General features: G+C 49.9%; 15 protein-coding genes. 8 read left to right on the forward strand and 7 right to left on the reverse strand.

Annotated features, from left to right (window positions below; all coding sequences use genetic code 11):
• The first annotated feature begins 43 nt into the window (after positions 1-43).
• The gene (locus M8370_RS08690) at positions 44-721 is read left to right on the forward strand and encodes a phage baseplate protein (RefSeq protein ID WP_013098598.1); all 678 of its coding nucleotides are present in this window, start codon (positions 44-46) and stop codon (positions 719-721) included.
• Positions 722-754: 33 nt separating this feature from the next.
• On the opposite strand, the gene M8370_RS08695 is transcribed toward M8370_RS08690, so the two are convergent.
• From M8370_RS08695 to M8370_RS08705, 3 genes are all read right to left on the reverse strand, one after another.
• The gene (locus M8370_RS08695; RefSeq protein ID WP_044157545.1) at positions 755-1,426 is read right to left on the reverse strand and encodes an EAL domain-containing protein; all 672 of its coding nucleotides are present in this window, start codon (positions 1,424-1,426) and stop codon (positions 755-757) included.
• 279 nt (positions 1,427-1,705) lie between these two features.
• Positions 1,706-2,956, reverse strand: a complete 1,251-nt coding sequence (locus tag M8370_RS08700) for a tyrosine-type recombinase/integrase (protein WP_003862885.1) — start codon at positions 2,954-2,956, stop codon at positions 1,706-1,708.
• 249 nt (positions 2,957-3,205) lie between these two features.
• Positions 3,206-4,147, reverse strand: a complete 942-nt coding sequence (locus tag M8370_RS08705; RefSeq protein WP_230202357.1) for a LecA/PA-IL family lectin — start codon at positions 4,145-4,147, stop codon at positions 3,206-3,208.
• A 404-nt stretch (positions 4,148-4,551) separates the two neighbouring features.
• On the opposite strand from M8370_RS08705, the gene M8370_RS08710 reads away from it, so the two are divergent.
• The gene (locus tag M8370_RS08710) at positions 4,552-5,181 is read left to right on the forward strand and encodes a helix-turn-helix domain-containing protein (protein ID WP_250020796.1); all 630 of its coding nucleotides are present in this window, start codon (positions 4,552-4,554) and stop codon (positions 5,179-5,181) included.
• A 93-nt stretch (positions 5,182-5,274) separates the two neighbouring features.
• Positions 5,275-5,889 carry an outer membrane beta-barrel protein gene (locus M8370_RS08715; RefSeq protein ID WP_222168922.1) on the forward strand — a complete coding sequence of 205 codons (615 nt, stop codon included), beginning with the start codon at positions 5,275-5,277 and terminating at the stop codon, positions 5,887-5,889.
• 58 nt (positions 5,890-5,947) lie between these two features.
• Here the strand turns inward: M8370_RS08715 and M8370_RS08720 are convergent, their stop codons facing one another.
• Positions 5,948-6,346: a KPN_03583 family lipoprotein gene (locus M8370_RS08720; protein ID WP_013098587.1), complete on the reverse strand. Its 399-nt coding sequence runs from the start codon at positions 6,344-6,346 to the stop codon at positions 5,948-5,950.
• 245 nt (positions 6,347-6,591) lie between these two features.
• Here M8370_RS08720 and yjdI point away from each other — a divergent pair, with 245 nt between their 5' ends.
• Positions 6,592-6,822: a 4Fe-4S mono-cluster protein YjdI gene (gene yjdI, locus M8370_RS08725; protein WP_013098586.1), complete on the forward strand. Its 231-nt coding sequence runs from the start codon at positions 6,592-6,594 to the stop codon at positions 6,820-6,822.
• Positions 6,823-6,832: 10 nt separating this feature from the next.
• A complete protein-coding gene (locus tag M8370_RS08730) occupies positions 6,833-7,105 on the forward strand; it encodes a GNAT family N-acetyltransferase (protein WP_013098585.1) in 273 nt (90 codons plus the stop codon).
• Positions 7,106-7,131: 26 nt separating this feature from the next.
• Here M8370_RS08730 and M8370_RS08735 read toward each other — a convergent pair whose 3' ends face one another.
• Positions 7,132-7,743 carry a LysE family translocator gene (locus tag M8370_RS08735; protein WP_250020774.1) on the reverse strand — a complete coding sequence of 204 codons (612 nt, stop codon included), beginning with the start codon at positions 7,741-7,743 and terminating at the stop codon, positions 7,132-7,134.
• Between the two features lie 114 nt (positions 7,744-7,857).
• On the opposite strand from M8370_RS08735, the gene M8370_RS08740 reads away from it, so the two are divergent.
• A complete protein-coding gene (locus M8370_RS08740; protein ID WP_013098583.1) occupies positions 7,858-8,310 on the forward strand; it encodes an Lrp/AsnC family transcriptional regulator in 453 nt (150 codons plus the stop codon).
• A gap of 39 nt (positions 8,311-8,349) precedes the next feature.
• Here the strand turns inward: M8370_RS08740 and M8370_RS08745 are convergent, their stop codons facing one another.
• Positions 8,350-9,579: an amino acid permease gene (locus tag M8370_RS08745; RefSeq protein WP_038420528.1), complete on the reverse strand. Its 1,230-nt coding sequence runs from the start codon at positions 9,577-9,579 to the stop codon at positions 8,350-8,352.
• Between the two features lie 120 nt (positions 9,580-9,699).
• On the reverse strand, positions 9,700-10,161 hold the full coding sequence (locus M8370_RS08750) for a multidrug/biocide efflux PACE transporter (RefSeq protein ID WP_020687112.1): 462 nt from the start codon (positions 10,159-10,161) through the stop codon (positions 9,700-9,702).
• A gap of 105 nt (positions 10,162-10,266) precedes the next feature.
• Here M8370_RS08750 and M8370_RS08755 point away from each other — a divergent pair, with 105 nt between their 5' ends.
• Together M8370_RS08755 and M8370_RS08760 are read left to right on the forward strand one after the other, a co-directional pair.
• Positions 10,267-11,133: a LysR family transcriptional regulator gene (locus M8370_RS08755; protein WP_013098580.1), complete on the forward strand. Its 867-nt coding sequence runs from the start codon at positions 10,267-10,269 to the stop codon at positions 11,131-11,133.
• Between the two features lie 93 nt (positions 11,134-11,226).
• Entirely contained in the window at positions 11,227-12,405 is a 1,179-nt protein-coding gene (locus M8370_RS08760; RefSeq protein WP_023620438.1) for an acetyl-CoA C-acetyltransferase, read from the forward strand.
• Positions 12,406-12,581: the final 176 nt, after the last annotated feature.

Consider the following 12,581-nt stretch of genomic DNA (forward strand, 5'->3'; position numbering starts at 1 on the left):
TATGGTGCTGGCTGTTTCATCTGGACAAGGGACGGGGGGCTAAATGGCAACACCAGGTAGTTTAACTATCGGGGGCAGCGATGCCTCCCGTATCAATTCAACTCAGAACAGTAATAACAGCAGTGCTACCCGCACCAAAGGTGAAAACGGATTCACCATCCTTGCATCTGTATATAATTCGTCCTCAGATAGCTATATTCAGAACTATCAGGCGATAGTGTTTGATGCCGTGACGGATACGGGAATACGCAGACAGGCTGATATTACCAGCTATCCCGTTGAGAGCGGGGCAGAGGTGAGCGATCACGTTCAGATTAAGAATAATACATTCAAGCTATCGGGGATTATTTCCGAAACTCCGGTGAGGCTGGAAAAGGATTTGTTATACAGCGCTGGTGTGAATGGCACTCGTATCAGTCAAGCTATCGAATACCTCGATAAGATGTTTGAAAGTCGCCAGCCCATCACATTAGTGACAGAGCACAAAGTGTACGATAATGTTATTCTCTCCGGTATTTCCTACGATTATAAATCTGAATACGCGATGCAATTCGATCTTGAATTTGAACAGATCAGGCTTGTCAGTAAAGCTACAGTTAATGTGATTGCAACTAAAACGCAGGGAAATAAATCTGTAGGCGGTACGGTGAAACAGAAGGTGGTGAACAATGCACCTAAGAAAACTGAATCTGACACTGTTACGACGGAGTTTAAAAAATGAGGGGCTTATGCCCCTTTTTTGATGGTTTCAACACTAAAGCAATGAATCCACATTTTTAAAAGGGACAGATTTAAAAAGATAGCCCTGTAATCCCCAAATTCCCACCTCACGCAGTAACCCCATATGATCTCTATTCTCAATCCCTTCAATAATAATTTTGTCGCAGTGTTTTTTGATTGATGCAATCAACAGGTTGAAGGTTGGTTTCTGCACCTGTTCATTAAAGAAGCAGCGATCTATCTTTACAACCTCAAAGTATCCTTCGATCAAACTAACTACATTCGCGTTTCCTGCGCCAAGGTCATCGAGCCATAGCCCATTTACACCCTGGCTCAGCGATTTTAATAAGGGACTTTTCAATCCCTTATCCAAACCAGGGAAATGCTCAGAAAGTTCAAGTTTGACGAATGGCATAGATTCAAATGCTTTTATCAATGTTTGATCGTGCCGAACGAGAAAAGCCATTTGTTGATCAATGTTTAGTGTGCAAAAAAGTTTATTTCGTTCGAACCACTTTTGTTTGCTGGAAATGATACCGCATTGTTCGTATAGAAAGAGCCGCTTCCTATCTAAATCCCAAGATGAAATAACAAAGTCAGGATGACAAGGACGGCCATCATTGGAAATGAAACGAGTTAAAAGTTCAACGCCCATTAATCTCTCGTCAACATTCATTATTGGGTCTGCAATATAAATGTGTTCCATACTAATTGCTCATTTTAGTTATGTACTGATTATCATCTAAAAAATACCATTTATCAATAAAAGCGATCAATAATTTGTTTTTGATCGTTGTAATCTATTAATTTTTGGTGGTTGACTTTTTTAAAAGTTGTTTGAGTAAATAAATTCTGTCATCCTTTTTTATCTTTTATTTATTATTTATCAATTGGTTGGTTGTTTTTTTTGTGAGAGCTAAGCTCGCAGGTATGAGCAAGGTGAATAGCAGCGCATCAAAAAAATAATTTGACATTAGTTATAAATTTATGCGTGGGGAGCTTGCTCCTCTTTGTTTAATTCTGGGAAAGTGATCTCTGGATAGGCCACCATTTCCACATAGTCGGATAGCTCTTTCATGGAACACCCCGCGCTGTAGGTTTTGAATGCTTCTGTGGCAGCGGCTTGGGAAGAGTGTCCCGTGATGTAGCCGATCCGTTGTTCGGGTACTCCGGCACGGTCGAGACACGTGATAAAATGCCCCCTCAAACTGTGAAAGCATTGACGGTCTGTAGCCATAGGCACTACGCGACGCCGTAAGCGGGTGAATGCTTGGGAATAGAATGGTCCTTTCTTACCGTCTTTGCGTTCAATCTTGTTAGCCTGTGGTAACAGGTAATCTCCAGTGTTCAAACTCAGATAATAATCCACCATGCCGATCAGAAAAGCATGGATAGGAATGTGTCTAATCCCTGCCTTCGTCTTGGATTTGCTAATGTAGAATGTCCGTATCCCTTCCACCATAACGATCTCTTCTTTCTTCAAGCTGGCTATTTCGTCCAGCCTTGCACCAGAGAACAAACCGATCAGAATAACTGCTCGTAGCTCTTCGTCTGCTTCGTTGAGTAGTGTAGATAGCTGATGCCATTCAAACGGCTGATAGCTTTCAATTGTGCGCCGCGCTTCAAGGTTGTGACCATGAAACGGATTTAGGGGGGCTATAGCGTCATAGCGGCGTTTGGCGAACTCGTAGAGGCTACCTAACGATGTAAGCCAGTTTTGCACGGTCTGGGGCGCTACATCGCGTTTCTGCTGCTCTTCTATGAAGTCTGTAACTAATCGGCGTCCAATCTGATCCAGGCTGATATCAACTTTCCCAATACTCTGGAGAAACACCTCAACGGCTCGCGCCGATTTGCTCAGTGTGGAGAATGATCTCCGATCCTGGTAGGCAGTAGCGTATTCATCTCGTAAGAAGCACAGGTGAGGAATCGAACTGGCTCGCTCTTCAATCAATGGTTTATTCTTGTTCTTCCTGATTTGAGAGTGCAGGGAAGTGATCGCAAGCTGAATACGCTTATCCTCAGTATCAGGCTTGAACTGTTCTTTAAGGTTGTTCCACTCTACCAGCATGTGGTTACGGAAGTGACGCGCCTTGTAGATATCTCTTGTCCCTGTACTTTTCCGATACAGGCGCTTCCCGCCGAACATGTGACGCATATAAGACGGGATGTAGATTTGAAACTGCCATACACCGTCCGGTGAAAGATAAAGATACTCCTGGCCCTTGATTGTCATGAGACTGATCCTCTAAAATCTCGCAATCAAGTATCAATAATAGTTACTATGTTGATTCGATGATCGTCGCGTTGCGGAAATTATGAAACAGAGTTTCGATTCCCTTCGCCCGCTCCAGACCTTTCTTAAAGACTAAATCCTAAGCGACTCTGTTTAAAGCTTTCTGGCTGATTTACTTACTGTAAGCAATTTTGAACATCGCACTGCCATCCAGCATTCTCGCTAAATAGCAGTCCGACGTTTTTGACGTTAACCCTTTATTTTTAGTTCCTTGATACGGAAATCATTTCCCATACTGGCTGACACATGGCTGACTACCGCGAGTTCAGCCTGACTGCCCGTGGCTTTGAATTTTCCACTCAGGGTTACCCATTCATTTGCCTGCTTCAGTTCCAGGGGGGCGGAAATGTCTTTGCCATCAGCACGCAGCGAAACCTTTGGCGCTTCATATTTTCCTATGATGCGCGCAATTTTCACCGTCCAGGTATATTCATGCCCGGCAGTCAGACCTGTCAGCGTCTTTTTGAGGATCTCACCGGCATGGTTTTTATTAGGTCTGGTAATAAACTCGACGGCGCGGGTGCTGGTGTCAACCAGGTAAAGATCGTGCCCGGCAGGTCCGGCCTGCCAGTTATTCCAGTTATCGCGCTCAAAGTTGGTTAAATCTTCAAACGGAGCTGCCGCCGCGGCGGAAATATCCGCCTCGCGATACACTTCAACGCTGAATTCACCGGCGTTGTCTTTGTACTGGTCTTTGCCATCGGCAAAAATCAGTGTCAGCGCCCCTTCAGCAGGAACCGACCAGCGGTATTTATGATTACCAACCGGATAATTTTCGTTACCAATGCGTGCCTGAAGCGAAGGATTGCGTAACGTTAGCGTTTCACCCTCTCGGGGAATACGCCCCTGTGGTGCGGTAAGCGCAAAATTTTCACTTCCATTCCTGGCCCAACCACTGGCCAGAATAGTAATTATCTCTCCCGCTTTGAGGGCAACTCCTGTATTTGTCCCTTCGGCATTTTTTGCGTCAACTTTTCCTGACCAGATTAAATTTTCGCTCATGTCTGACTCCTGTGACAGCGTGGCGAAGAATTTCGCCATTGAAAGATAGTCCTTACGAAATGCGTGATTTAAGTCACTCAGTTCTGCTAACCGCCTGATAATTTGAATAAATAAAATCCTGAGAAGCACGAACTTCTCATCATCATTACCCGGTTGTTATCGGCAGGAATGAGAATAGTCAGGTGGTATATACAATTCAAAACGCTAAAAGCTTTATTAAGGGTTGCGATTTTGTAATCAATTAAAAATATTAAAATAATTATCGCTGAATTAGGAATAATCTTAAGAAATAAGAGGGTGAGTGCAGGGTTTTTAAATCGTTTATTCTCCCCATTGTTTACGTTGATATTCATGTAAGCACTTCAGGAAATCGGGCATACTTATCACGTGTCATGCGGGTAAAGTTCAAAAATAAACAAATTATCTTTTTACGTATGCCATACCCTCTGATATACCTTCATTCCCTCATACCAGTCTGAGTGATGGCCGCTGTGGTCTATACTGGCCATTATCGAATACCCAAAGGTGGTGTCATGCATATATTGCCTCCTGTTCGCCCTGAACACTCCATTGAACGTCTGACGGCGGTACTTGAACCCATTGCGGAAAAAGTGAAGCTCGCGCCGCGCAAGCGGATTACCTGGAAACATAAAGGCCGCCAGCAAATGTATCTTTTTCAGGAAGGAGAGCTTTCTTTGTTGCGTGCATCTGACGGGTTGCTGTTAGTTAGCGTTTTTGAGCCACATCTGTTCGGCATTGCCGAGATGATCCAGCCGACGCAAGGACATATACTACGCGCAGAACGGGAGTCTCTGATTTTGCGTGCTGATGCAGATGAAGCCGCCGCGCGATTTCGTGAACAGGGCGTCTGGGAGGATGTGGCAGCCTTGCTGTCGTACCATACGGCCTATCTCATTTATCGTGATGCCCAGGTTGTGCAGCAGCGCACCTATTCCGTGATTCGCAGCTATCTGCAGGAGATGATATTACTGCACGATGAGGTGCGGATGCGAACAACTATTCTGGAATATATTCAGGATCGTACGCTTCTTTCCCGCAGCAGTATTCTCAATGTATTATCTGCACTTAAGCAAGGTAAATATATCGCGTTCAAACGTGGCGGATATTTACTGGAGGTAGGGCATTTGCCAGAGTCATTTTAAAATTTAAAAATAAACAGAAAATGATTTCGCGATCGTCGTGTTTGTCGATATCGTTTGCTCACTGAAATATTCAACAGAGTAAACGGGATTTCTATGAAAAAGACACTTGTTGCATTAATTCTGGCTAACGCTTTTACCGCAACGTCTGCATTTGCAGCGGCAGATACAGGCACCTGGTATAGCGGTGCTAAATTCGGCTGGTCACACTATTTTGACGCCAACACCGGCTCGAAAGCGAGCGATAATAATAATGGCTCGAACCAGTATAATATCGATCATGATAATATCGGTGGTGGGGTATACGCGGGTTATCAGATGACTCCGTGGCTGGCACTGGAAGGCGGGTACGATTATTTAGGCAATATGCAGATTAAAGGCAAACATAGCGCGGGGGCACAAATGAAAAGCCAGGGGCTACAGATGTCCTTAAAAGCCAGCTATGCCGTGACCGACAGCTGGGATATCTATGGTCGTGCCGGAGCGATGGCCTATCGTGCTGAATCTGATGTAAGTGGTCACAATCGTTTTGAAACAGGCGTTCGCCCGCTTGCCGCAGTCGGGACGGAGTATGCGTTTAACAAAAATTTAGCGGGCCGTCTGGAATATCAATGGGTAAGCAACGTGGGTAATGCCAACCAGATTGGCGTCAGCAGCGACGTAAGCTCTGTGACTGCTGGACTGACATGGCGATTTGGACAGCAGGATTAATCTTTGCCATCCTTTCCGTTACAAAAGCCCGACTGTTCAGCAGTTGGGCTTTTGGCATTTAACCGGTGACTAAAGGTTGAAGGACAATGTTAATCTTTTGCAGCCCCGTGACGTTTTTATCTTTCAGGTACTGCTGATTAACCATTTCCAGCTGCTCAAGTTTAGTCAGCGAGGCGAAGACCGGCTGAACAGGGCTATCTTCGGTAAAAATATCTTTCGCGGTAGTCTGTTGTAAATAATCTGATTTCAACTGCGCTGTTAAACGGTCGATCTGAACTTTATTTTCCTGATACAGCGCAGCGATATGCGATGCCGGAATTTCTGGCGGTTTTTCTCCGGGTAAAACTAATGGGATCTGCAGATGATGGATTTGTTCAACCTTATCAGGCGCAGAAGCGCTGCAGGCGGTTAATAAACTGAGGCTGAGCAGAGTCAGTAATAATGACCGTTTCTTCATGGGGGACTCGTGTTAAATAAGCAGAGCGGACATTATCGTAAACAACCGATACATCTTCAGATTAAACTTGTTTAATTTTAAATATCCCGGCGGGAATAATCAGCCAGGCTGACGCAGCCACCCCGTCTGCGTCAGTCATGCACGCAGGGGAAACAATCCGGCAAGAAAACGCTATACGTTATAGCCATCAGGATCCCGTAAGGCTATGCTTCATTCAGCACGATAATAATTACAGAGGCAATGTCATGGATAAAGAACTACTGGATGCGGGTTACCGGGCCTATACCGGGGAGAAAATTGACGTCTACTTCAATACCGGGATCTGCAAACACTCCGGTAACTGCGTGCGCGGCAGCGCAAAGCTGTTTAATCTGAAACGTAAACCGTGGATCATTCCTGATGAAGTGGACGTGGAAACCGTTGTACGCGTGATTGATACCTGCCCGAGCGGTGCGTTGCAGTATCGCCAAAAATAAGCGAGGAACCATGGATATTCTGGAAGGCCATAACAAGTTTTATGTGAACGATGCGAACGGCAATCAGGTTGCAGAGATTGTCTTCGTACCCACAGGTGAGCATCTGAGCATTATTGAGCACACCGATGTCGATCCGAGCCTGAAGGGGCAAGGGGTTGGTAAGCAGCTGGTGGCGAAGGTGGTGGAGAAAATGCGCGGTGAGAATCGCAAAATTATCCCGCTGTGCCCGTTTGCAAAGCATGAGTTTGATAACACGCGGGAATATGACGATATTCGGGCGTAAAACACACCGGCGATGGCCGGTGTTTTTTATCTCACCTGCTCCAGCAGCAATCCCAGCGCGATCGCCACCATAATCCCCCCTGAGGCCATGCTCACCGCACGTGCCGCCTGCGGACGGGTCGCCAGCACCGCTTTCGAACCATATCCCACCAGCAAATAGACCAGTGTGCAGGTGAAAAGATGCATCACACCCAAGGCCGACATCTGCGTGGCAATCGACCAGCTTCCCTTTGGATCGGTAAACTGCGGAAGCAACGCCAGAAACAGTAAGAAGACTTTTGGGTTGAGCCCGCTGATACATAATCCCTTCACCGCCCACTGTTTCCAGTTTCCTGCATGCTGCACGGTGCTTTCCGGCGCGGCAGGATGGCGTAACAGCGTGATGCCGAGCCACAGCAGATAAACCGCCCCCGCAATTGTCAGCCCTGATAATGCCAGTGGATGTTGAGCAATCAACACACCCACGCCCGCCACTACGACCAGCGTGGCGAGCAGATGCCCGGACATCAGTCCCATCACCGCCGGCACTACGCGCCGCCCGTTGATCCCGGCGCTGATCGCATAGGCCCAGTCTGCACCCGGTGTCATGATGAGCAGGAAGGACACCACCCAAAAACCGGCCACAATACTCATTTCCATCGTCTGTGAAACTCCTGTACCTGAATTACCCGGAGAGAAAGAATATCGGTATCGGTACGAAATGAGTTTTCAATGTTATGCTCATAAAACGCTAAAATTGAGAAAATCTTCCATATGGATAGCATTGATCGAAAAATTCTTGCTGAACTGCAGGCTGATGGCCGTTTATCTCTTACGGAGCTGGCGGAGCGGGTGAACCTGAGCCTCTCTCCGTGTCACCGACGCGTACGTGCGCTGGAGCAGAGCGGAGCCATTACGGGGTATCGCGCCAATCTCGATCCCGCCAAAATGGGGTTTAATTTCCTGGCGATTGTGTTTGCCACCCTGAAAGAGGGTGATAAGAAAGCGGTCAGCGCGTTCGAAGAGGCGGTGGAAGAGATCCCGCAAATCGTGCTGGCCCAGCGATTATTTGGCGATCCCGACTACCTGATGCATGTTGTCACCCGCGATCTGTCGGCTTTTCAGAAACTGTATGACGAGAAACTTTCTGCCATGCCAGGCGTACAGCATCTTCGCTCTACGCTGGTGATGAAAACGGTCGTGCAGGACAGACCGTTTCCACTGTAAAAATCAGACGCGCCCGGCAGAAGGCCGGGCACGCGAGGGTTAGCCGACAAACATCACCGACACGCACAGCACGCCAACAATCAGCGTGAGCAGGCTGCCAATGGAGCGATACGGCTTCAGGGAGGGGATCAGGTAGGTCGACAGCGTCGGCATGATAAACAGGATCATGGCGATAAGCGGACCGCTGATGGCGTAAATCATCGAAATGGCGTTCGGGTTAATGCAGCAGACCGCAAAGGTGATCAGCGACACGCCCAGAATAGAAATCGCACGGTTAAAGGCGCGGCTCTTCTTCACGCCGACCTGATTCAGCGACGACTTCACGATTTCCGTCGCCCCTTCAATCACCCCAAAATAGGTGCCCAGGAACGATTTCGACATGGCAATAATCGCCACAATAATGCCGGAAATGCCGAGCCAGGCCGGAGAAGAGGGCATCATCGACAGCGCTGACAGGATCGTCACCCCTTGCTCTTTTGCGGTCACAATATAGGACGGCGGAATCGAGAGCAGGCAGCTGAACACAAAGAACAGCACGCTCAGGCAGATGATCAGATACGCCACCTTCATGATTTTCTTGCACTTGTCCATGGCTGCGTCACCGAACTTCTCGCGGCGATCGACGGCAAAGGTGGAGATAATCGGCGTATGGCTAAACGCGAACACCATCACCGGGATTGAGATCCACACCTGATGCAAAGTGTGGCGATCAAACGCCATCTGGCTGGTGAGCAGTGAGGGTTGCCAGCTGCCGGTCAGGTACAGGGAGACAAACAGGAAATAGGCGATCAGCGGAAATACCAGGAAGCCCATCACTTTGATCGTGATATGACGCCCCATCAGGAAGATAAGATTCAATACCAGTACCACGCCAAAACTGACCAGCACGCGAGTGGCGGTATCCACTGTCATCCTTTTTGCCAGCTGCTCCGTTAATGAATTGGTGATGGCCACGGCGTAAATCTGCACCACCACGAAGAAGGCGATGAAATAGAGCGTGGTGATCAGATTCCCAATTTTCCTGCCGTAGTAGTGGGAGACCGCGCCAGTGATCCCTTCATTGCCTTTCGTTTTTGACGACAGGATAAATTGCGCCAGCGCTTTATGCGGCCAGTAGGTTAATGGGTAGGCCACAAGGGCGGTAATGAACAGGACAATAGCGCCTGCGGAGCCCAGCTGGATGGGCAAGAACAGCGTTCCTGCGCCCACGGCCGTGCCATAGAGAGCGAAACTCCACAGAGTCTCATCTTTTGACCAAATTTTCGACATTAGAGCAACGTATCAACTAGCAAACCATTCAGAATGGAGTGCAATTTACCATAGTTATGCGTTGAGAGCGCAGTTGCTTCGACGGAGTTTGGCCGGACCAGTCGTCCGGCCAGAGGGGAGTTAGCCCGCCAGGGCGCGTCGCTGCTGACGACGCTTCAGGAATTTCTCACGTAACGTGTCATACGCCCAGTTGTAGAACATGGTGTAGGGCAGGAAGAACAGGAAGAAACCTATTTCCAGCGTGAATGCCTGCAGCAGCGTGACGCCAAGAACCGCAGCGACAATCGACACGCCAATCACGATAAACCCACATTCGAACCCCAGGGCATGCAGCGCGCGGACTTTTGCCGTGCGTTTTACGCGCTGGACAGGCCAGAAACGGTCGAAACCGAAGTTATAGATAATGTTCCAGAGCATGGCCGTGGTGGCGAGGATAATGGTCAACCCACCCATCTCCACCACGGAACGCTGCATCAGCCAAGCCGCCGTTGGGGCGAGGATCGCCGTGGCAATCCCCTCAAAGCAGACCGCGTGGAAGATCCGCTCCGGCAGTTTACGTTGGAGTGCATCCTGATGTTGCATAGCTTTCGACCTCGTTAATTCGCCGGTATGGGCGTTGATGGCGCCTATTTTTATCGCTAAAGGTGATATATTAAAGATGGTATCCATCGATAAAGTAGATAGGTTATGCGCTACTCACCTGAAGCCCTTACCGCGTTTGTTGAAACCGTGGCAGCGGGCTCTTTCTCTGCTGCCGCACGGCGGCTGCGTAAAAGCCAGTCAACAATCAGCACCTCGATTGCCAATCTTGAAGCTGACCTCGGTTTTGATCTGTTCGACCGTTCGGCGCGCCAGCCGGTGTTAACCGCTCAGGGAGAGCAGGTGCTGGGCTATGTCCAGGCGATCCTCGCCGCCAGCACGCGGCTGGACGAACTGGCGGTATCGTTGACCGCGCAAACGGAGGCGCGCCTGACGTTTGTCCTCTCTGATACGCTTAACCCGGACGTGCTGGAAGATCTGATGAACCAGTTTGACCAGCGTTTTCCCCATACGGAATTTGAGTGCCTGATTGGCGAGGAAGAGGACGTCATCGATCTGCTGCAAAAGGAGAGGGCGCAGGTTGGCCTGACGGAGGCGCGTGACGCTTACCCGACCGATATCGGCGTCACCCGGCTGCCGATGCAAACCCGGATGGCGATTTATGTCGCGACCACGCATCCTCTGGCCGGGCAACATGAAGTGCAGGCCGATGAGCTGCACGGCTGGCGGGAACTGCGGCTCAGCACCTACCTGGAGCGCGAGGCAACGCTCGCCCGGGGGCCGGTCTGGTCGGCACCGAATTACCTGTTACTGCTGAGTATGGCGGTGCAGGGATTTGGCTGGTGCGTGTTGCCGTGTGCGCTGGTGGAAGAATTTGCCGCCGCGAAATCGCTGGTGCAGTTGAATGTTCCTGGCTGGCCTCGCGCGATCGGTATCGATCTGCTGTGGAATAAACGATCCCCTCCCGGCGTCGCCGGAAGCTGGCTGCGGCAGTATCTGCAGGACGCACGCTGATCCTTGTGATTAAACTCACTATTTTTAAACAATTAAGATAAATGCCAGTAACAATCCTCTACTATCGTCATGTCCTTTAACGCAGAGGTGGTGATGAAAGATGTCGTTATAGTGGGTGCGTTGCGTACAGCTATCGGCTGTTTTCAGGGAGCGCTGGCGCGTCACTCGGCTGTTGAACTGGGTAGCGTGGTGGTGAAAGCGCTGGTGGAGCGCAGCGGGATCCCGGCACATGAAGTCGATGAGGTGATCCTCGGACAGGTCCTGACGGCCGGCGCCGGGCAAAACCCTGCCCGTCAGGCGGCGCTAAAAGGCGGCCTGCCCAACACCGTCTCGGCAATCACCATCAACGACGTCTGTGGCTCAGGGTTAAAGGCGCTGCATCTTGCCACGCAGGCCATCCAGTGTGGTGAAGCGGATGTGGTCATTGCCGGTGGGCAGGAGAACATGAGCCGCGCGCCGCATGTCCTCACCGACAGCCGCACCGGCGCGCAGCTGGGTAACAGCCAGTTGCTCGACAGCCTGGTGCATGACGGGCTGTGGGACGCGTTTAATGATTATCATATGGGCGTGACGGCGGAAAACCTGGCGCGTGAGTACGGTATAAGCCGTGAGCTGCAGGATGCTTACGCGTTGAGCTCGCAGCAGAAAGCGCGTGCCGCGATTGATTCCGGGCGTTTTCGCGATGAAATTGTCCCGGTGTGCACCCAGCGTCAGAACGGTCAGACGATTGTCGTCGACACCGATGAGCAGCCGCGAACCGATGCCAGCGCAGAAGGGCTGGCCATGCTCAATCCTGCTTTTGAAACGCAAGGGTCGGTCACGGCGGGAAATGCCTCTTCGATTAACGACGGTGCGGCGGCGGTGATGATGATGAGCGAAAGCAAAGCGCAGGAACTGGATCTTCCCGTGCTGGCCCGGATTAAGGCGTTTGCCAGCGTGGGGGTTGATCCGGCGTTAATGGGGATCGCGCCGGTGTATGCGACCCGCCGCTGCCTGGATCGCGCGGGCTGGCAGCTTTCCGATGTGGATCTGATTGAAGTCAACGAGGCCTTTGCCGCGCAGGCGATCTCAGTGGGCAAAATGCTGGAGTGGGATCCGCTGCGGGTGAATGTCAACGGCGGTGCGATTGCGCTCGGTCATCCCATCGGTGCTTCCGGCTGCCGCATTCTGGTATCGCTGGTTCACGAGATGAAAAAGCGTAACGCCCGTAAAGGCATTGCCACGCTCTGTATCGGCGGTGGGCAAGGAGTAGCGCTGGCTATCGAACGTTAATCCCTTCCTTCATAAAAAAACCTCCCATCGGGAGGTTTTTTTATGCGCGTTATTCCTGCCTGACGTGATCTCCCTCCATTAATTTCGCCTAAATCCCACTTGTTTGTTGACGTGTATCACGCCGATTTGTACCGAAAAAAATGAAACAAATAATTACGATCTCGCTAACTAAAATA

This window comes from Enterobacter cloacae complex sp. OE43NF (assembly GCF_023544405.1).
GTDB classification, from domain to species: Bacteria; Pseudomonadota; Gammaproteobacteria; order Enterobacterales; family Enterobacteriaceae; genus Enterobacter; species Enterobacter cloacae.